The sequence below is a fragment of the Burkholderia sp. AU31652 genome, assembly GCF_002223155.1.
Classification (GTDB): Bacteria; Pseudomonadota; Gammaproteobacteria; order Burkholderiales; family Burkholderiaceae; genus Burkholderia.
On record NZ_NKFG01000004.1, the window covers coordinates 511,378 to 531,481 of the forward strand.

At 67.2% G+C, this 20,104-nt stretch carries 16 protein-coding genes; 5 read left to right on the top strand and 11 right to left on the bottom strand.

The features are described 5' to 3' along the window. Positions 1 to 21: 21 nt before the first annotated feature. A complete protein-coding gene (locus CFB40_RS14785) occupies positions 22 to 957 on the top strand; it encodes a DMT family transporter (RefSeq protein WP_089426291.1) in 936 nt (311 codons plus the stop codon). 95 nt (positions 958 to 1,052) lie between these two features. Here the strand turns inward: CFB40_RS14785 and rsmA are convergent, their stop codons facing one another. From rsmA to CFB40_RS14805, 4 genes are read right to left on the bottom strand one after another with little or no spacing between them, the layout of a single operon-like run. After that, the gene (gene rsmA, locus CFB40_RS14790) at positions 1,053 to 1,880 is read right to left on the bottom strand and encodes a 16S rRNA (adenine(1518)-N(6)/adenine(1519)-N(6))-dimethyltransferase RsmA (RefSeq protein WP_047852199.1); all 828 of its coding nucleotides are present in this window, start codon (positions 1,878 to 1,880) and stop codon (positions 1,053 to 1,055) included. A 49-nt stretch (positions 1,881 to 1,929) separates the two neighbouring features. Further along, positions 1,930 to 2,919, bottom strand: coding sequence for a 4-hydroxythreonine-4-phosphate dehydrogenase PdxA (gene pdxA / locus CFB40_RS14795; RefSeq protein WP_089431673.1), 990 nt, complete (start codon positions 2,917 to 2,919; stop codon positions 1,930 to 1,932). 11 nt (positions 2,920 to 2,930) lie between these two features. Next, the gene (locus CFB40_RS14800) at positions 2,931 to 4,289 is read right to left on the bottom strand and encodes a peptidylprolyl isomerase (protein ID WP_089426293.1); all 1,359 of its coding nucleotides are present in this window, start codon (positions 4,287 to 4,289) and stop codon (positions 2,931 to 2,933) included. A gap of 51 nt (positions 4,290 to 4,340) precedes the next feature. Then, positions 4,341 to 6,701 (bottom strand): LPS-assembly protein LptD, encoded by a 2,361-nt coding sequence (locus tag CFB40_RS14805; protein WP_089426294.1) that lies wholly within the window; start codon positions 6,699 to 6,701, stop codon positions 4,341 to 4,343. Positions 6,702 to 6,924: 223 nt separating this feature from the next. Here CFB40_RS14805 and CFB40_RS14810 point away from each other — a divergent pair, with 223 nt between their 5' ends. Together CFB40_RS14810 and murU are read left to right on the top strand one after the other, a co-directional pair. Continuing rightward, positions 6,925 to 7,974: an aminoglycoside phosphotransferase family protein gene (locus tag CFB40_RS14810; protein WP_089426295.1), complete on the top strand. Its 1,050-nt coding sequence runs from the start codon at positions 6,925 to 6,927 to the stop codon at positions 7,972 to 7,974. A gap of 31 nt (positions 7,975 to 8,005) precedes the next feature. Continuing rightward, positions 8,006 to 8,725 carry an N-acetylmuramate alpha-1-phosphate uridylyltransferase MurU gene (murU, locus tag CFB40_RS14815; RefSeq protein WP_089426296.1) on the top strand — a complete coding sequence of 240 codons (720 nt, stop codon included), beginning with the start codon at positions 8,006 to 8,008 and terminating at the stop codon, positions 8,723 to 8,725. A gap of 199 nt (positions 8,726 to 8,924) precedes the next feature. Here the strand turns inward: murU and CFB40_RS14820 are convergent, their stop codons facing one another. Further along, positions 8,925 to 10,796 carry an ABCB family ABC transporter ATP-binding protein/permease gene (locus tag CFB40_RS14820; RefSeq protein ID WP_089431674.1) on the bottom strand — a complete coding sequence of 624 codons (1,872 nt, stop codon included), beginning with the start codon at positions 10,794 to 10,796 and terminating at the stop codon, positions 8,925 to 8,927. A gap of 175 nt (positions 10,797 to 10,971) precedes the next feature. Here CFB40_RS14820 and CFB40_RS14830 point away from each other — a divergent pair, with 175 nt between their 5' ends. Then, on the top strand, positions 10,972 to 11,367 hold the full coding sequence (locus CFB40_RS14830) for an acyl-CoA thioesterase (RefSeq protein WP_041492954.1): 396 nt from the start codon (positions 10,972 to 10,974) through the stop codon (positions 11,365 to 11,367). 44 nt (positions 11,368 to 11,411) lie between these two features. On the opposite strand, the gene CFB40_RS14835 is transcribed toward CFB40_RS14830, so the two are convergent. Next, entirely contained in the window at positions 11,412 to 11,894 is a 483-nt protein-coding gene (locus tag CFB40_RS14835) for a nitrate reductase associated protein (protein ID WP_089426298.1), read from the bottom strand. 117 nt (positions 11,895 to 12,011) lie between these two features. Between CFB40_RS14835 and fdhD the strand changes: the two genes are divergently transcribed. Beyond that, positions 12,012 to 12,854, top strand: coding sequence for a formate dehydrogenase accessory sulfurtransferase FdhD (gene fdhD, locus CFB40_RS14840; protein WP_373452678.1), 843 nt, complete (start codon positions 12,012 to 12,014; stop codon positions 12,852 to 12,854). 59 nt (positions 12,855 to 12,913) lie between these two features. Here fdhD and CFB40_RS14845 read toward each other — a convergent pair whose 3' ends face one another. From CFB40_RS14845 to CFB40_RS14865, 5 genes are all read right to left on the bottom strand, one after another. After that, positions 12,914 to 13,681 (bottom strand): enoyl-CoA hydratase, encoded by a 768-nt coding sequence (locus CFB40_RS14845; RefSeq protein WP_089426299.1) that lies wholly within the window; start codon positions 13,679 to 13,681, stop codon positions 12,914 to 12,916. A gap of 93 nt (positions 13,682 to 13,774) precedes the next feature. Then, a complete protein-coding gene (locus tag CFB40_RS14850; RefSeq protein ID WP_039360089.1) occupies positions 13,775 to 14,974 on the bottom strand; it encodes an acetyl-CoA C-acyltransferase in 1,200 nt (399 codons plus the stop codon). Between the two features lie 27 nt (positions 14,975 to 15,001). Further along, positions 15,002 to 17,437, bottom strand: a complete 2,436-nt coding sequence (locus CFB40_RS14855; RefSeq protein ID WP_046544448.1) for a 3-hydroxyacyl-CoA dehydrogenase/enoyl-CoA hydratase family protein — start codon at positions 17,435 to 17,437, stop codon at positions 15,002 to 15,004. A gap of 113 nt (positions 17,438 to 17,550) precedes the next feature. Next, positions 17,551 to 19,338 carry an acyl-CoA dehydrogenase C-terminal domain-containing protein gene (locus CFB40_RS14860; RefSeq protein ID WP_089426301.1) on the bottom strand — a complete coding sequence of 596 codons (1,788 nt, stop codon included), beginning with the start codon at positions 19,336 to 19,338 and terminating at the stop codon, positions 17,551 to 17,553. A 58-nt stretch (positions 19,339 to 19,396) separates the two neighbouring features. After that, positions 19,397 to 19,996 carry a TetR/AcrR family transcriptional regulator gene (locus tag CFB40_RS14865; RefSeq protein ID WP_006751498.1) on the bottom strand — a complete coding sequence of 200 codons (600 nt, stop codon included), beginning with the start codon at positions 19,994 to 19,996 and terminating at the stop codon, positions 19,397 to 19,399. Positions 19,997 to 20,104: the final 108 nt, after the last annotated feature.

Below are 20,104 nucleotides of genomic sequence, written 5' to 3' on the forward strand. Positions count from 1 at the left end.
CCGAACCGGCGAGGCTCGCCGATGACCACGCTCGCCGCCGTCCCCATGCGTCGCGCGCTCGACACGCGCGCCGTCGGCCTGATGCTGCTGCTATGCGCGATCTGGGGTTTCCAGCAGGTCGCGATCAAGAGCACGAACGCCGCGATTGCGCCGATGTTCCAGGCCGGGCTGCGCTCGGTGATCGCGGCGGTGCTGCTGTGGGGCTGGGCCCGCTCGCGCGGTACGCCGCTGTTCCAGGCGGACGGCACGTTCGGCGCGGGCCTCGCGGCCGGGGCACTGTTCGCCGGCGAATTCATCTGCGTGTTCTTCGGGCTGACGCTGACGAGTGCGTCGCACATGGCGATCTTCCTGTACACGGCGCCCTGCTTCACCGCGCTCGGCCTGCACCTGTTCGCCCCGGGCGAACGGCTGCAGCGCACGCAGTGGGCCGGCGTCGGCCTGGCATTCGCCGGCATCGCGCTCGCATTCGCGGACGGCTTCCTGAAACCGCGCGCACCCGGCGCATCGGTGCTGGCCGGGCTCGCCGGCGACGCGCTCGGGATCCTCGGCGGCGCGATGTGGGCCGCGACGACGGTCGTCGTGCGCTCGACGGCGCTCGCGCGGGCGAGTGCAAGCAAGACGCTGTTCTACCAGCTCGCGGTATCGGCGGTCGTGCTGGTCGCGCTTGCCGCCCTGTTCGGCCAGATGTCGTTTGCGCACGTCACGCCGGTTGCGGTGGCAAGCCTCGCATACCAGTCGGTGATCGTCGCGTTCGTCAGCTACCTGTCGTGGTTCTGGCTGCTGACGCGCTACAGTGCGTCGCGGCTGTCCGTCTTCACGTTCCTGTCGCCGCTGTTCGGCGTCGCGTTCGGCGTGCTGCTGCTCGGCGAATCGGTCGGCTGGCGCTTCATGTCCGCGGCCGCGCTCGTGCTGACCGGCATCGCGCTCGTCAACGCGCCGCCGCGCCGGCGGGCTTGACGACCCGGCGCAGCACGCGCGCACCCACGCAATAAAAAAGGCTGCCTCGCAGGGCAGCCTCTTGTTCCCATCCGGTCCGGCTCGCGTGACCGGCCTCAACCGGCCTTGCGCACCGCCGCGAGCGCCTGCGCGACGCCGACGTATTCGGCCACGCTCACATCCTCCGCACGACGTGCGAGATCGAAGCCGAGCGCGTCGAAATCGATCGTCTCGCGATAGTCGCCGAGCGTATTGCGCAGCATCTTGCGGCGCTGCGAGAACGCGGCGGTGACGATTTCGCCGAGCAGCACGGGATCGACGTCCGGCAGTTCATGCGGTTCGTACGGAATCATCCGGACGATCGCCGAATCGACCTTCGGCGGCGGCTGGAACGATTCCGGCGGCACGTCGAGCATCTTCTCCATCACGTAGCGGTACTGCAGCATCACCGACAGACGCGAAAACGCCTTCGTGCCCGGCTCCGCGACCATCCGCTCGACGACTTCGTTCTGCAACATGAAATGCTGGTCGATGACCGCATCGGCGAACGTCATCAGGTGAAACAGCAGCGGGCTGGAAATGTTGTACGGCAGGTTGCCGACGATCCGCAGCGACGGCTTGTCGCCGGGCGCCGCAAGCGACCGGAAGTCGAACGCGAGCGCGTCGCCGGCATGCAGTTCGAGCAGCGCGCCGAAGCGTTGCTGCAGGCGCCCGATCAGGTCGCGGTCGAGCTCGACCGCATGCAGCGGCGACTCGGGCGTCGCGAGGCGCTCGATCAGCGGCTCGGTCAGCGCGCCGAGTCCGGGGCCGATCTCGACCATGCGCTGGCCGCGCGCGGGGCCGATCGTCGAGACGATCGAGTCGATCACGCCGTGATCGACGAGGAAGTTCTGCCCGAAGCGCTTGCGCGCGAAATGGCCTTGGTGCTGTCTGCTGTTCGACATCGACTGAGTAAAACGAAAAATACGACGAAAGAGGTGAAGCCGGGCCGCGTCAGGCCGTGCGGCGATGACGCGCCATCGTGACGGCCGTGTCGAGCGCGGCGATCATGCTGCCCGGATCCGCGCGGCCGGTGCCGGCCAGATCGAGTGCCGTGCCGTGATCGACCGACGTCCGGATGATCGGCAGCCCGAGCGTCACGTTGATGCCCTCGCCGAACGTCGCATACTTCAGCACGGGCAGGCCCTGGTCATGGAACATCGCGAGCACGCAATCGGCGTCCGCGAGATGGCGCGGCTGGAACAGCGTGTCGGCCGGATACGGGCCGCGCGCGTCGATGCCCTGCGCGTTCGCGCGGGCCAGCGCCGGCGAGATCACGTCGATCTCCTCGCGGCCGAGATAGCCGTTCTCGCCCGCGTGCGGGTTCAGGCCCGTCACGAGAATGCGCGGTGCGGCGAGACCAAAGTCGCGCCGCAGGTCGCGATCGATGATCGCGAGTGTCTCGACGAGCCCGTCGACCGTGAGTGCGGCGGACACGTCCTTCAGCGGCAGGTGCGTGGTCGCGAGCGCGACGCGCAGCGGCTGGTGGCCGGTACCGGCCAGCATCATCACGACCCGCGGCGTATGCGTGCGCTCCGCCAGGTATTCGGTATGGCCGGTGAACGGCACGCCCGCATCGTTGATGGTGCTCTTCTGCAGCGGCGCGGTGACGATCGCATCGTACCGGCCTGCCAGCGCACCGTCGATCGCCGCGTCGAGCAACCCGAGCACGTACGGGCCGTTCGCGGCGTCCAGCTTGCCCGCCTGCACGGGCACGGCGAGCGCGTGATGCACGACCGACACCGGCCCGCTGCCGGCCAGCGTGGCCCGGTCGGCGCCGACGGCCGCCGCGCGCGCATCGAGCAGCGCCGCATCGCCGAGCACGGTGAAATGTGCGTCGGGCCAGCGCTGCGCGGCATCACGCAGCGCCTGCACGGTCAACTCCGGGCCGACCCCCGCGGGTTCGCCAGTCGTGATCGCGATCTGCAGCGCGGGTGCGGTCATCTGAAGCTCGCTCAGTTCGCCGGGCCGACGCCGCCGATCTTGTACTGCACGTACGACGAATCGCGCAGCTCGCGCAGCCAGTCGGCATAGGCCTGCTCGGCCTTGCGCTGGCCGATCGCCTGACGCGCGATATCCATCTGCTGCTGCACCGAGCCTTCCGCTTCGCGGCGGCTCAGCACCTGGATCAGGTGATAGCCGTACTCGGTACGGATCGGCTGGCTGACCTGGCCGTCCTGCAGGTTGTTCATCGCGCGCTCGAATTCCGGCACGGTCTCGCCCGGGCTGATCCAGCCGAGATCGCCGCCTTGCGACGCCGAACCGTCCTGCGAGTAGGTGCGCGCGAACTTCGCGAAATCGCCGCCGGCCTCGACCTGGTTGCGGATGTCGGCCAGTTGCTGGCGCGCCTGGCCTTCCGACTTGCCTTCGCCCACGCGCAACAGGATGTGGCGTACGTGCGTCTGGACGATCTTCGGTGCCGCGGCGGACGCGCCCTGGCTCTGGCGACGATCGACGAGGCGCACGATCTCGAAGCCGTCCGGCACGCGGATCAGCGTCGGGTTGACCTGGCCCGGGCGCAGCTTCGATGCGGCGTCGACGACGTCGGCCGGCAGCGCGCTCGGCGCCTTGAAGCCGAGGTCGCCGCCCTTCTTCGCGTCGTTCGCTTCCGAATTGTTCTTCGCGAGCTTCTCGAAATCAGCGCCCGACTTCGCCTGCTGCAGCAGCGCGTCAGCCTTCTTCTGCGCGGCTTCGATGTCGGCCTGCGGCGCGTTGGTCGGCGCCTTGATGAAGATGTGCTGGAAGCGCAGGTCCTGCTGTTGCGACGCACTCGGCCCGCGCTGGCTCGCGATGTAGTTCGCGACCTCGGCGTCCGACACGGTGATCTTGCCGTCGACCTCGCGCTCGCGCAGCTTCGACAGCATCAGTTCGGTACGCGCGTCGCTCGTGAAGATGCTCCAGGGCACGCCTTGCGCCTCGAGACGCGCGCGGTACTGCTCGAGCGTCATGCCGTTCGCCTGCGCGAGACGCTGCAGCGTGGCCTGCACGGTCGCATCGTCGATGCGGATCCCGTCGTCCTTGGCCTTCTGCACCTGGATACGCTCGAGCACCATCTGGTTCAGCACCTGCGCGCGCAACTGGTCGGTCGGCGGCACCGGTGCGTTCTGCTGCTGCAGCCGGCGCGCGATCAGGCCAGCACGCTGGTCGAGTTCGCGGCCCGTGATCACGTCGTTGTTGACGACCGCGACGACTTCGTCGGCGAGCTGCGCACCTTGCGAACCGAGCGCCTGCGCCGTGGCCGGCGCGGCGGCGAGCAGCGCGGAGGCCGCAGCGAGGCTGGACACGACTGCCGCGAAACGAAGGGTTTTCTTCATTGCCACTGGAACTCCATTGAAATCGTGCTGACCGGTGCAGACAAGCCGGCGTTACTCGTAGTTGCTGAAGCGGGACATCGGCGGCGGCGGCGGCGGCAGCGGCGTGTAGCCCGGCACCCCGGCGCGAAACGCCGACACGAGGCCGTTGTCGACGGTCGACAGGCCCTTGAGCGTCAGCTGCATCATGACTCGCGTCGACGAACTCTGCTGTCCCGACGAATTGATGCCGTTCGCCGCCCGTTGCACCCCGACCCCGAGCGCCCAGCAGTCCGCGTCGTATTGTAAGCCGACCAGACCGTCGACCACGCGATCGCCGGCGAGGTCGTAGTTGAAGCGGCCGATCGCATACAGGCGGCGCGTGAGCGGCCATTGCGCGGACACCAGGAACTGGTTGATCGGCTGGTTGTCGAGCGTGGTGTTCGATCGCGTGTAGCGGTAGCCGACGTTGATCACGCGGCGCTCGCCCGGGCTGTAGCCGAAACCGACGCTCGACTTCACGAGCTGGTTGTTGTTCTGGTTGTACTGGAACGCCGTCTCCGACATGAAGCCCGAGCCGAGCTTCAGCGCGGCGCCGACGATCAGGTCGGAGTGACGCGCCTGCACGGCGGACTGCCCGGAATTCAGCGTGACACGCTGATCGGCGAAATAGTACTGCTGCGCGATCACGAAACGCGCACGCTCGTCGCCGGTGCGCGGATCGATGAAGCGCGACGTGAGGCCGGCCGTGATCCGGTTCGCATCGGCGATCCGGTCGTTGCCGACGAACGTGTTCGGCTGGTAGATCTCCGCGAGGCCGAAGTCCGACTCCGCGGTGTCGAACAGCGGTGCGTTCGACTGGTCGCGATACGGCGTGTACACGTAGTACAGGCGCGGCTCGAGGGTCTGGATGAAGTCCTGGCCGAACAGGCGCACCGAGCGGTCGAAGATCAGCCCCGTATCGAAGCTCACGGTCGGGATCGACTCGGTGAAGCGCTTCGGGCTGTTCGGCGTGGTCGACGACAGGTAGTTCAGGTCGTACGACGCGAAGTGGTACTGGACCTTCGGCACGACGAAGTAGCCGGGGCCGTACACGCCGTACGCAATGTACGGATTGAAGACGATCCGGTCGCCTTCCGTCGCATCGGCCGTCGTGATGCGGAACCGCGAATAGTCGGCTTCCGCGCCGAAGTCGAAGCCGCCGACGTTGTACTTCGTGTACTTCACGTTCAACTGCGGCTCGCGGCTGTACGGCGCGATCGACGGCGGCAGCGTCTGCCAGTGCTGGTAGCGCGCGAGCACCGACCAGGGGCCGTTGTTGTACGTGACACCGGCTTCCTGCTGGTACAGCGTCTGCGTGCCGTTGATGAACTGGTTCGCCGACCCGAGGTCTTCGGGATACGTGTTGTCCGAGACCTTGTTGTAGTAGACGTAGCCGCCGAAGCCGCCGCCGAAATTCTGCTGGTGCTGCCAGTAGATCGCGTAGCGGTTGCGGTGCGCGAGCCGGTCATCCGGCAGGTAATTGGCCGTAAACGTGCCCGAATACGACGGCGACAGGTAGCGGAACGTCGCCTCGGCCATCACGCCGCGCCGCGAGATGATGCGCGGCGTGAGCGTCAGGTCGCGATTCGGCGCGATGTTGAAGTAGTACGGCAGCGTCAACTCGAAGCCATTCTTCGAGTCCATCGAGAACGTCGGCGGCAGCAGGCCGCTGCGCCGCTCGCCCGACAGCGGGAACGTCATCCACGGGCTCGCGAAGATCGGCACGCCCTGGAAGAACAGCACGCCGTTGCGCGCGGTGCCTTCGTCGGCGCCCGTATCGAAGTCGAACCGGCTGCCCTTGATGTACCACGCGGGGTTCGTCGAGCACTGGCACGCGGTGTAGGTGCCGTTGACGAACACCGAGCGCTCGTTGTCGACCATGTCGACGCGTTCCGCGCTGCCCGAGCCACCCGTCACGTTGAAGTGATACTTCGGCGCCGTCATGAAGCCCTGGTTCGCCTCGATCTTCAGGTGCGCCTCGGGGCCCGCGAACGACGTGCCGGCATTGTTGATCCTGACCTGGCCGTACGCATCGGCCATGTCGGTATCCTGATCGTAGTGGATCGCGTCGGCCTTCACGACGGCGTCACCGCGCCGCAGCTCGGCCGAACCCTTCGCGGCGAGATCCTGCTCGGCCGTGCCGCTCGTGTGGTCGGCGATCACGAAGGCGGCCGGTTTCGCGCCGTCCTTCAGCGGATGATCCTCGAGCTGGGGCGCGAGACGCAGATCCCACGGCGAGTCGAGCGGCTGCGGCTGCGCGGCCGCGCCCGACAGCTGCGCGTACGACACGGCCGGCACGAGGCCGGGCACGGCCAGGAGCGCGAGCGCGAGCCGCCGTTTGCGCGGCGCCCCGTCACCGGGGAAAACATTCGGGAATAGCGGTTTGGGCGGCATCTATCGTTTGGCGAATCGCCCCTTGTCAACCGCGCCGTCGCGGCACATGCGCGCGCGGCAGGCCGCACCGTCGCACCGCGACTGCGGCTGAGCGCAAACCGGGGAGGCGTTCGGGCGACCGCGCGACAGGCGGCGGGCCTGCACGGCGGAAAGCTGACGCGGGGCGCGTCAAAAAAGTCGTGGGGTATTATATGGCAAGACGTTCCCCCCTCCGCCGAGTTTCATGACGCCCCCATCCGCCGCATCCCAGCCCGACGCCCGCCTCGACGCGCTCACCGCGTGGCTGCACCCGCTCGCCGAACGCTACGCGCTCGACCTGTCGACCCTCGCGCCCGCCTCGTCGGACGCCAGTTTCCGCCGCTATTTCCGTGTCGCGTCGGCCACGAGCGCCGGCGGCACGCTGATCGCCGTCGACGCGCCGCCGCCCGAAAAGTGCCGTGAATTCGTCCAGGTCGCGCAACTGCTCGCCGCAGCCGGCGACCACGTGCCGGACGTGCTGGCCCACGATTTCGACGCGGGATTCATGCTCGTGACCGATCTCGGCCGCACGTCATACATCTCGGTGCTCGATCCGGCCGACCCGGCCGCCGCAAAACCGCTGATGCGCGCCGCGCTCGACGCGCTGATCCGCTTCCAGCTCACGTCGAAGCCCGACGTGCTGCCGCCGTTCGACGAGGCGTTCCTGCGCCGCGAGATGGAGCTGATGCCCGAATGGTTCGTCGGCCGCCACCTCGGCAAGCCGGTCACCGACGCGATGCGCGGCACGCTCGACCGCACCTTCGCGCTGCTGGTCGCCAGCGCGCACGCACAGCCGCAGGGTTTCATGCTGCGCGATTTCATGCCGCGCAACCTGATGGTGTGCGAGCCGAACCCGGGCATCCTCGATTTCCAGGATGCCGTCTACGGGCCGCTGACGTACGACGTCGTGTCGCTGCTGCGCGACGCCTTCATCAGCTGGGACGAGGAGTTCGAGCTCGACTGCTTCGCGTACTACTGGGAAAAGGCGAAAAAGGCCGGCCTGCCGGTCGACCCCGATTTCGGCGAGTTCTACCGCCAGCTCGAATGGATGGGGCTGCAGCGCCACATCAAGGTGCTCGGCCTGTTCGCGCGTATCAATTACCGCGACGGCAAGCCGCATTACCTGAACGACCTGCCGCGCTTCATCGCGTATGCGCGCAAGGTCGCGCTGCGCTATCGCCCGCTCGTGCCGTTCGCGAAGCTGCTCGACGAGCTCGAGGGCAACGCACCGGCCGACGTGGGCTATACGTTCTGATCGTTCCGACTCTCCTGACACCCGGCCGAACATGAGCAACACCCTGACCACGGCGATGATCTTCGCCGCCGGGCGCGGCGAACGGATGCGCCCGCTCACCGACACCCGCCCGAAGCCGCTGCTCGAAGCGGGCGGCAAGCCGCTGATCGTGTGGCAGATCGAGGCGCTCGCCCGCGCGGGCATCGAGACGATCGTGATCAACCACGCGTGGCTCGGCGAGCAGATCGAGGCTGCGCTGGGCGACGGTTCGCGCTGGGGCGTGCGGCTCGTGTATTCGGCCGAAGGCGACGCGCTGGAAACGGCCGGCGGCATCGCACAGGCGTTGCCGCTGCTCGAGCGCAACGGGCAGCCGGCCGTGTTCGCGGCGGTCAGCGGCGACGTCTACTGCGCGTTCGACTACCGGTCGCTCGCGCCGCGCGCCGCCCGGATGGCCACACTCGACACGCCGGCGATGCACCTCGTGATGGTGCCGAATCCGCCGTTCCATCCGGCCGGCGACTTCGCGCTCGGCGACGACGGCCGCCTTGCGCTCGACGGCGCCGCGCGCTTCACGTTCGGCAACATCGGCCTGTACGACACGCGGATGTTCCGCGATCTCGCGCCCGGCACGCGGCGCGCGCTGACGCCGTACTATCGCGCGGCGATCGAGGCCGGCCGCGCGAGCGGCGAACTGTATGAAGGTATCTGGGAGAACGTCGGCACGCCCGCGCAGCTCGGCGATCTGGATGCGCGGCTGCGCGCCGCGAAGTGACCGGCTGACGGGCCCTCGGGCTGATTGATCAAACGGCCGGTTAGCTGACTGGCTGGCTAGCTGGCTGACCGGCGAACTGGCCGCGTCGGCCTGGCTGACCAGAGGGCCCGGGCGCCTGTCGGGCCACCATGCCGGCCCGACTCCCGCCCATCAAACGTGCCCCGTCCTGCTGCGCGCGCCCCGCGCGCCGCCCCGCCGCTCACGCGGCTTCCGCCTCTTCCCCGCCCGCCGCCGCGCGCTGCTGCTGCAGCGCCCACATCTGCGCATACAACCCGTCGGCGCGCACGAGTTCGTCGTGCGTGCCGCGCTCGACGATCCGCCCGTGGTCCATCACCAGGATCTGCTGCGCGTGCACGACCGTCGACAGCCGGTGCGCGATCACGAGCGTCGTGCGATGCCGCGCGATCTGGTCGAGTTCGTGCTGGATCGCGCGCTCCGAGCGCGAATCGAGCGCCGACGTCGCTTCGTCGAACAGCAGCACCGGCGGGTTCTTCAACAGCGTGCGCGCGATCGCGACGCGCTGCTTCTCGCCGCCCGACAACTTCAGCCCGCGCTCGCCGACCGGCGTGTCATAACCCTTCGGCAGACTTTCGATGAAATCGTGGATGTGCGCGGCACGCGCGGCCGCGATCACCTCGTCGCGGGTCGCGGTCGGCCGGCCGTACGCGATGTTGTAGTAGATCGAGTCGTTGAACAGCACGGTGTCCTGCGGCACGATCCCGATCGACGCGCGCAGCGAGTCCTGCGTGACGTCGCGGATGTCCTGGCCGTCGATCCAGATCGCGCCGCCCGCCTGCCGGTCGAGATCGTAGAAGCGGAACAGCAGCCGCGACAGTGTCGACTTCCCGGAGCCGCTGTGGCCGACCACCGCGGTCGTCGTGCCCGCATCGATCGTGAACGACACGTCGTGCAGGATCTGCCGCGCCGGCTCGTACGCGAAATTCACGTGCTCGAAGCGCACCTGCGCGCCGGCCACCGCGAGCGGCCGCGCATCGGGCAAATCGGCCACTTCCTTCGCGGCCGACAGCAGCCCGAACATGCGATCCATGTCGGTCAGGCTCTGCTTCAGCTCGCGATAGACGACACCGAGAAAGTTGAGCGGAATGTACAGCTGCAGCATGAACGTGTTGATCAGCACCAGGTCGCCGAGCGTCAGCTTGCCCGCGAGCACGCCCTGCGTCGCGCGCCACAGGATGAACACGAGCCCCGTGCCGATGATCGCCTGCTGGCCGAAGTTCAGCACCGACAGCGAATTCTGCGAACGGATCGCGGCCTTCCGGTAGCGCTTCAGGTTCTCGTCGTAGCGCTGCGCTTCCCACTCCTCGTTGCCGAAATACTTGACCGTCTCGTAGTTGATCAGCGAATCGATCGCCCGCGAGTTCGCGCGCGAATCGAGTTCGTTCATCGTGCGGCGGAAATGCGTGCGCCAGTTGGTGACCTTCACCGTGAACACGATGTAGGTGACCAGCGCCGCGAACGTCACGTACGCGTAATAGGCCTCGTACTTGACCACGAAGAAGCCGAGCACGAGCCCGACCTCGACGAGCGTCGGCAGGATGCTGTACAGCGAATACGAAATCAGCTGCTGGATGCCGCGCGTGCCGCGCTCGATGTCGCGCGACATGCCGCCGGTCTGGCGCTCCAGGTGAAACCGCAGCGACAGCCCGTGCAGGTGCCGGAACACCTGCAACGCGAGCTGGCGCACCGCGCTCTCGGTGACCTTCGAGAACAGGATCTCGCGCAGCTCGGTAAACAGTGAAGTGGACAGCCGCACGAGCGCATACGCGACGACCAGCAGCCCCACGCCGCCCGCGAGCACGATGCCGGCCGACTGTTCGGCGCGGCCGATCGCGGTGATCTGCTGGACGTAGGACAGGTGGTCGACGATGCGCTTCATCACGACCGGCACACCGAGGTTCGCGACCTTCGCGCCGATCAGGCAGCCGAGCGCGAGCGCGACGCGCCATTTGTAGGTGGTCAGGTACGGCAGCAGCGACCGGATGGTTTGCCAGTCGTTGCGGGGCCCGGTCGAAGCCGGCGCGGGCTCGCCGGAAGCAGGAAATCGGCGCATGGGGGGAAGGATCGGCGGCGGTGCCGGACACATGCATCGGCGGCCGGCTCGCTCACTTTCTCGTACAATTTGCGAACGTTGTATTGTCGCAGAAGCCGCCTCGCGCCGCTGCCGGCGCCCTCGCCGGCCGGCCTGCGCGCGGCGGCGCAATTATTACAGGATGAAAGCCCCCGCCATGACCGATTCGACCCTCGAACTCCCGCAAAAGCAGCCCGCGCTGCGCGTCGTCCCGCAACCGCACGACGCGAACGTCCACGGAGACGTATTCGGCGGCTGGATCATGTCGCAGGTCGACATCGCCGGCTCGATCCCCGCGAGCCAGCGCGCGAACGGTCGCGTCGCGACGGTCGCGGTCAATTCGTTCGTGTTCAAGCAGCCGGTGTTCGTCGGCGATCTGCTGAGCTTCTACGCGACCATCACGCGTACCGGCAACACGTCGATCACGGTCGACGTCGAGGTGTACGCGCAGCGCATGCGCCTGATGGGTGAAGTCGTGAAGGTCACCGAAGCGACGCTCACCTACGTCGCGACCGGCACTGACCGCAAGCCGCGGCAACTGCCGCCGCTCTGACGGGCGAGCGCCGCACGGCGGCGCTTTCCCTGCCTTCGGCCACCTCAGTGCGTGGCCGTCAGCCCGAACTCCCGCATCGCGGGCAGGAAATCGTGGTTCAGCTTCGGCTTGCGCGACAGCTTCACCAGCACGTAGCGCTGGAACGGCGCGAGCCGCTGCCACTGCGCGAGCTCGGGCGCCATCAGCCCGGCCAGCGCGCTCTGCTGCACGAGCGACTCCGGCACGATGTCGGTGGCGCGCCAGGCCGGCTGCTCGTCCGGCTGGAACCACGAGGGCTCCAGGTCCGCGTGCGTACGCAGCATTTCGAACAGCGCGTGATCGAAGTTGGGCTCGATCGCGGTGTCCTCGTCGGCCGGAAAGCGCGCGAGCAGCTTGCGGTCCTCGAGCGGCAGCAACTGCCACTGCTCCAATGAGATCCGCAGACCGAAACGGTCGAGATTGAAACGCACGATCATCGGGATGTACGTGAAGTTTTCCGACGAAGCGTGTTCGAAGGCGAATAGCAGTGGAGCGTCGCTGAGTCCCATGATCGTTACCTGATGTGGCGGATACCGGCGCGGCCGGCTTGCCTGGGGTATTTTAGAACCTCTGCGCGCGGGTGGCGGATACGATTGCCGCCGGCCCCGCGCGCCGAATCAACGGGAGTGCTCGTGAATCCGACCGAATCCGGCGACCTGCGCGACGCACCGCGCGGCGCGATCGAACTGTCCGTGCGCCGCACGCGCGGCGGCGCCGTCGAAACCGCACACGACTACGTCGGCCAGGAATGGCCCGTCGCACTCGTCTTCAACGGTATCTCGCATGCGGTGATGATGTGTACGCCGTGCGACCTCGAAGCATTCGCGGTCGGTTTCGCGATCTCGGAAGGGATCGTCGCGCGCGGCAGCGACATCAAGGACATCGAGGTGATCCTGAACGCCGACGCGCCGCTGCCGCATGCGGAAGTCCACCTGGAGGTCGTCCAGCAGGCGTTCGCCGCGCTGAAGGACCGGCGACGTGCGCTCGCGGGGCGTACCGGCTGCGGCGTCTGCGGGATCGAAAGCATCGACCTGCTCGACCTCGCGCCCGAACGCGTGCCCGATACGGGCTTTCTCGCACGCCTCGCCCCCGACGCGCTGACGCGTGCGGCGCAGGCGCTGCCGGTTCACCAGGCGCTCACGCGGCTCACGGGCGGCCTGCATGCGGCCGCGTGGTGCGACGCAACAGGCGCGATCCGGATGGCATTCGAGGACGTCGGCCGCCACAACGCACTCGACAAGCTGATCGGCTCGCTCGTGCTGTCGCGCGCCGACGCGACCGACGGCTTCGTGTTCCTGTCGAGCCGCGCGAGCTACGAGCTCGTGCGCAAGGCCGCACGGGTCGGCATCCCGATGGTGGCGACGATCTCCGCGCCGTCGTCGCTCGCGATCGAGATCGCGAAAGCGGCCGGCTTGCGGCTCGTCAGCTTCTGCCGCGAAACCGGCCACGTCGACTACGGCACGGCCTGATCGCGATCGCGGGAGCGCGCCGGCTGTCCACCGCCGGCGCGCCCTGCTCCGTCAGACGGTCAGTCGAACTGACGGAAATCCGGCTTGCGCTTCTCAAAGAACGCCGTCATCGCCTCGCGCGCTTCCGGCGCGCGCAGCATCGTAGCGAAGTGACCCGCTTCCTCTGCCATCCGCGCCTGCGTCGCCACCCCGCCCGTATCCTTCAGCAGCGCCTTCGTCACACGCAGCGATGCCGCCGGCAGCGCCGCGAGCTTTGCCGCCTGCTTCGCGGCGAACGCGTCGAGCTCGGCCGCCGGCAGCACGCGGTTGACGATGCCGATCCGGTGCGCTTCCAGCGCGTCGAACGCTTCGCCGAGCAGCAGCTTCTCGGCCGCGACCTGATGGCCGGCCAGACGCGGCAGCAGCGCGCTCGACGCGGCTTCCGGGCACAGCCCGAGCTGCGTGAACGGCAGCGAGAACGTCGCGGTGTCGGCCGCGTAGACCAGATCGCAGTGCAGCAGCATCGTCACGCCGACGCCGATCGCCAGGCCCGGCACCGCGGCCACGATCGGCTTGCTCGCGCTGCTGATCCGTGCGAGAAACTGGAACACCGGCGCGGTGTCGTCCTTCGGCGGCGACTTCAGGAAATCCTCGAGATCGTTCCCCGAGGTGAAATTGCCGTCGCCACCGCGCAGCAGGATCACGCGAACCGCCTTGTCTTCCTGCGCTTCGGCGAGGGCGTCGGCCATCGTCTGGTACATCGCCGCCGTCAGCGCGTTCTTCTTCGCCGGGCGCGCGATCGTGATCGTCATCACGCCATCGGCGCGTTCCACTTGAATTTCGGCCACAACCGTCTCCTTTGACTTTCCTCTATCGGAATGAAAAAAACGGTGCGCGAGCTCGTGGCCCGCGCACCGTCGTAGCTTGTCGTCGTGCTCCGCTTACAGGCGTTCGATGATGCCCGCGGCGCCCATGCCGGTGCCGACGCACATCGTGACCATCCCGTACTTCAGGTTGCGGCGACGCAGGCCGTGCACGACGGTCGCCGCGCGGATCGCGCCGGTCGCGCCGAGCGGGTGGCCGAGTGCGATCGCGCCGCCCATCGGGTTGACCTTCGACGGGTCGAGGCCGAGATCGCGCATCACCGCCAGCGATTGCGCGGCGAACGCTTCGTTCAGCTCGATCCAGTCGAGATCGTCCTGCTTCAGGCCGGCAGCCTTCAGCGCGGCCGGAATCGCTTCCTTCGGGCCGATGCCCATGATTTCCGGCGGCACGCCACGCACCGCGAAGCTCACGAAGCGTGCGAGCGGCGTCAGGTTGAATTCCTTGAGCACCTTCTCCGACACGACGAGCAGCGCGCCCGCACCATCCGACGTCTGCGAGCTGTTGCCGGCCGTGACCGAGCCCTTGTTCGCGAACACCGTGCGCAGCTTCGCGAGGCCTTCGATCGACGTATCCGCACGCGGACCTTCGTCGAGCTTGATCTCGCGCGTCTTCACGTCGACTTCACCGGTCGCGAGGTTCGGGAAACGCTCGGTGATCGTGTACGCGGCGATCTCGTCGTTGAACTCGCCGGCCTGCTGGGCGGCAAGCGCCTTGCGGTGCGACTCGACCGAGAATGCGTCCTGGTCTTCGCGGCTCACCTTCCACTGCTCCGCGACGCGCTCGGCCGTCAGGCCCATCCCGTACGCGATGCCGAAGTCTTCGTTGCGATCGAAGATGTGCGGCGACATCGACGGCTTGTTGCCCATCATCGGCACCATGCTCATCGATTCGCAGCCGCCCGCGAAGATCGCGTCCGATTCGCCGACGCGGATGCGGTCGGCCGCCATCGCCAGCGCCGTGATGCCCGACGCGCAGAAACGGTTGACCGTCACGCCGCCGACCGTCTGCGGCAGGCCTGCGAGCAGCGCGCCCATGCGCGCGACGTTCAGGCCCTGCTCGGCTTCCGGAATCGCACAGCCGATGATCGCGTCTTCGATCAGCTTCGTGTCGAAGCCGGGCACCTGCGCCACCGCCGACTTCAGCGCGTGGACCAGCAGCTCGTCCGGGCGCGTGTTCTTGAAGACACCGCGCGGGGCCTTGCCGATCGGCGTGCGGCTGGCGGCGACGATGTATGCGTCTTGCAATTGTTTGCTCATTTGAGACTCCTTGCCTTATCCGCTCGCTCAGTTACGCACCGGCTTGCCGGTCTGCAACATGCCCATGATCCGTTCCTGCGTCTTCTGCGTGCCGAGCAGCTCGACGAACGCACGGCGCTCCAGCGCGAGCAGCCACTGCTCGTCGACCAGGCTGCCGGCTTCGACGTCGCCGCCGCACACGGCTTCGGCGATGCGGCTCGCGATCAGGTAGTCGTGATCGCTGATGAAGCGGCCGTCACGCATGTTGACGAGCGATGCCTTGATCGTCGCGATCGCCGAACGGCCGGCGACCGGCACGTCCTTCGCGCGCAGCGGTGCGCGGTAGCCGGTTGCGGCCAGCGCGCGCGCTTCCTTCTTCGCGGTGTCGAGCAGTTCGAACACGTTGAAGATGATCGTGTCGGACGGCTTCACGTAGCCCATCGCACGGGCATCGTGCGCGGACGCCGACACCTTCGCCATCGCCGCGTTCTCGAACGACTTCGTGACGAACTTCAGGATGTCGGTGGTCGCGTTCGCGGCCGTTGCGGCATCCGCTGCGCGCAGCGCGGCTTCCTTCAGGCCGCCGCCCGCCGGCACGAGGCCGACGCCCACTTCGACGAGACCGATGTAGCTCTCGACGTGCACGACGCGCTTCGCGCTGTGCAGCATCAGCTCGCACCCGCCGCCGAGCGCGATGCCCGACACGGCTGCAACGACCGGCACGTTCGCGTACTTCACGCGCAGCATGCCTTCCTGGAACTTCTTCACGAACGGCTCGATGCCCTTCGCGCCGCCCATCATGAACGCGGGCATCGCCTCTTCGAGGTTTGCACCGGCCGAGAACGGGCCGCCCGGCGTGCCGAGCTTCAGCGACGTCGGCTGCCAGATCACGACGCCCTTGTAGTCCTTCTCCGCGAGTTCGATGGCCTGCACGAGGCCGTCGATCACGCTCGGTCCGATCGTGTTCATCTTCGACTTGAACGACACGATCACGACGTCGTCTTCACCCGCACGGTCGTCGACCCATGCACGCACGGCATCGGTCTCGAACAGCGTCTTGCCGTACGTCTTCGGATCGGCACCGGCTTCGCCGAGCAGCGGCGCGCGGAATACCTGCTTGTCGTAGACCGCGAGGTCCGAACGCGGCACGAAGCGCTTCGCTGCCGGCGCCCACGAACCTTCGGCCGTGTGCACGCCGCCCTTTTCCGCCACCGCGCCTTCGAGCACCCACGACGGCAGCGGCACGTTCGCGAGCGCCTTGCCGGCCGCGATGTCTTCCTGCACCCACTCGGCGACCTGCTTCCAGCCGGCGGCCTGCCAGCCTTCGAACGGGCCTTCGTTCCAGCCGAAGCCCCAGCGGATCGCGAGGTCGACGTCGCGCGCGTTGTCGGCGATCGACTCGAGATGCACGCCGATGTAGTGGAACACGTCGCGGAAGATCGACCACAGGAACTGCGCGTGCGGATGGTCCGTTTCACGCAGCAGCTTCAGGCGTTCTGCCGGCGGACGCTTCAGGATGCGGCCGACGGTTTCGTCCGCCTTTGCGCCCGAATCCACGTAGGTGCCCGTCTTCGCGTCGAGCACCTTGATCGCCTTGCCTTCCTTCTTGTAGAAACCGCCGCCCGTCTTCTGGCCGAGCGCGCCCTGCTTCACCAGTTCGGCGAGCACGGCAGGCGTCTGGTAGACCGGGAAGAACGGATCGTCGGCGAGGTTGTCCTGCATCGTCTTGATCACGTGCGCCATCGTGTCGAGGCCGACCACGTCCGCGGTGCGGAACGTCGCCGACTTCGCGCGGCCGAGGCGGCTGCCCGTCAGGTCGTCGACTTCGTCGAAGCGCAGGCCGAACTTCGCGGCCTCGGTGATCACGGCCAGGATCGAGAAGATGCCGACGCGGTTCGCGATGAAGTTCGGCGTGTCCTTCGCGCGCACGACGCCCTTGCCGACGATGCTCGTCAGGAAGGTTTCGAGCTGGTCGAGGATCTCCGGGCGCGTATGCGCGGTCGGGATCAGCTCGACGAGGTGCATGTAGCGCGGCGGGTTGAAGAAGTGCACGCCGCAGAAGCGCGACTTCAGCTCGTCCGAGAACCCTTCGGACAGCTTCGTGATCGACAGGCCCGACGTGTTGGTCGCGAAGATCGCGTTCGGCGCGATGTGCGGCGCGACCTTCTTGTACAGGTCGTGCTTCCAGTCCATCCGCTCGGCGATCGCCTCGATCACGACGTCGCATTCGGCGAGCTTCGCGATGTCGTCTTCGTAGTTCGCTGCCTCGAGGTACTTCGCGTCGTCCTTCACGCCGAACGGCGCGGGCGACAGCTTCTTCAGGTTCTCGATCGCCTTCAGCGCGATCGCGTTTTTCGGGCCTTCCTTGGCCGGCAGGTCGAACAGCAGCACCGGCACGCGCGCGTTGATGAGGTGCGCGGCGATCTGCGCGCCCATCACGCCGGCGCCCAGCACGGCGACCTTGCGAATCAGGAAATTGCTCACGGGATGTCTCCGGATAGTGTCGTGCAGCGCGGGAGGTGGGGGCTGCACGGCGAAGTGAGTACCAGGAACCGTTGCGTTCGGGCGGCGCGCCTCGCGCCCCGCCCGGACTCGCGTCAGAACAGCGATTCGTCGACTTCCATCAGCGTCTTCGAACCGGCGCGTGCCGCGCGGATCGTCGACGCCGTCTCGGGCAGCAGGCGCGCGAAGTAGAAGCGGGCGGTCGCGAGCTTCGACTTGTAGAACGGATCGCCCGACGCTTCCTTGTCGAGTGCGAGGCGCGCCATGCGCGCCCAGAAGTACGAGAACACCAGGTGGCCGACGGTGCGCAGGTACGGCACGGCGGCAGCGCCGACTTCGTCCGGGTTCTGCATCGCCTTCATGCCGATTTCCATCGTCAGCTTCTGCACCTTGTCGCCGATGTCGGCGAGCGGGTTGATGAACTCGGCCATTTCCGGCTTCACGCCTTCGGCTTCCGCGAATTCCGTGACGAGCTTGCCGAACTTCTTCAGCTTCGCGCCCATGTCGCCGAGCACCTTGCGGCCCAGCAGGTCGAGCGACTGGATCGAGTTCGTGCCTTCGTAGATCATGTTGATCCGCGCGTCGCGCACGTACTGCTCCATGCCCCACTCGGAGATGAAGCCGTGGCCGCCGTAGATCTGCATCGCGTGGTTGGTCGACTCGAACGCGTTGTCGGTCAGGAACGCCTTGATGATCGGCGTGAGCAGCGCGACGAGGTCGGCCGCTTCCTTGCGCACCGCTTCGTCACCGTGCGACAGTTCCTTGTCGATCTGCAGCGCGGACCAGTACGTGAATGCGCGCGCGCCTTCGGCGTAGGCCTTCTGCGTGAGCAGCATGCGGCGCACGTCCGGGTGCACGATGATCGGGTCGGCCGGCTTGTCCGGTGCCTTCGGGCCCGTCAGCGAGCGCATCTGCAGGCGCTCCTTCGCATAGGTGAGCGAGTTCTGGTACGCGACTTCCGTGAGGCCGAGGCCCTGCATGCCGACGCCAAGGCGGGCGGCATTCATCATCACGAACATCGCGTTCAAGCCCTTGTTCGGCTCGCCGACCATCCAGCCCGTCGCGCCGTCGAGGTTCATCACGCACGTCGAGTTGCCGTGGATGCCCATCTTGTGCTCGATCGAGCCGCACTTGATGCCGTTGCGCTCGCCCGGCTCGCCTGCTGCGTCGGGGATGAACTTCGGCACGATGAACAGCGAGATCCCCTTGGTGCCCTGCGGCGCGTCCGGCAGGCGCGCGAGCACGAGGTGGATGATGTTCTTCGACATGTCGTGCTCGCCGCTCGAGATGAAGATCTTCGTGCCGCTGATCGAGTACGAGCCGTCGCCGTTGGGTTCGGCCTTGGTGCGCAGGATGCCGAGGTCGGTGCCGCAGTGCGGCTCGGTCAGGCACATCGTGCCCGTCCATTCGCCCGTCACGAGCTTCGGCAGGTAGCGCTGCTGCAGTTCCGGTGCGCCGTGTGCGTGCAGGCACTCGTAGGCGCCGTGCGACAGGCCCGGATACATCGTCCAGGCCTGGTTCGCCGAGTTCAGCATTTCGTAGAGCGCGTTGTTCACGAACGCGGGCAGGCCCTGGCCGCCGTAGTCCGGATCGCAGCCGAGCGCCGGCCAGCCGGCCTCGACGTATTGCTGGTAGGCTTCCTTGAAGCCGGTCGGGGTCTTCACGACGCCGTCGCCTTCATACGTGCAGCCTTCGCGATCGCCGACCTGGTTCAGCGGGAACAGCACCTCGGAGCAGAACTTGCCCGCTTCCTCGAGGACCTGGTTGATCGTGTCGGCGTCGAGGTCCGCATGCTTGGGCATTTGCTTGACTTCGGCTTCGACGTTCAGAAGCTCGTGCAACACGAATTGCATGTCGCGCAGCGGCGCGGCGTACTGTCCCATGACTCTCTCCAAAGGTGGGCAAAACGGCTCGAGCTCCTGGCGGGCGGATCACGCGCCGCTAACGGCTCTCGCTCTGATACGAAACAATCGTCTTTTCCAGCGCGGCCCACGTGAGGCGCACGGCGTCCGGCGAATGCAGGAAGCGGGCGTCGTGATGCAGGCCGAGCGTGAAGCTGTACAACTCGAAGAGCATCAGGTCCGGATCCGTATCCGCACGCAGATGGCCTTCTTCCTTCGCCTGCGAAATGGCACGCAGCATCGCGGCACGCCAGGCCGTCACGCTTGCGATCAACTGCTCGCGCACGGGGCTGTCAGGCCGGTCGTCGTACTCGACCGCACCGCTGATGTAGATGCATCCGGTCGTCACCTCCTGGATGCGCTTCTCCGTCCAGCGGGCCAGCATCGCCCGAAGGCGCGGCAAGCCTCGCGGCTCGCGCAGGCTCGGAAAGAACACCTCGTTTTCGAAACGATGGTGATACTCGCGGACAACCTCGACCTGCAGGTCCTCACGCGATCCGAAGTGCGCGAACACACCGCTCTTGCTCATCTGCATGCGCTCGGCCAGCAGGCCGATCGTCAGCCCCTCCAGCCCGTCACGGCTGGCGAGGTCCAAAGCAGCTTCAAGTATCGCGGCACGCGTCTGTTCGCCTTTTCGCATAGCTATTTCTGTAACCGTTCGGGGGTTCGAATAAAATCGAACGGCCGTACTATTATTGAGTGCGGCCGCTCGCGAAACAAGGAAATTATTAGAAACCGGTGTCTAACC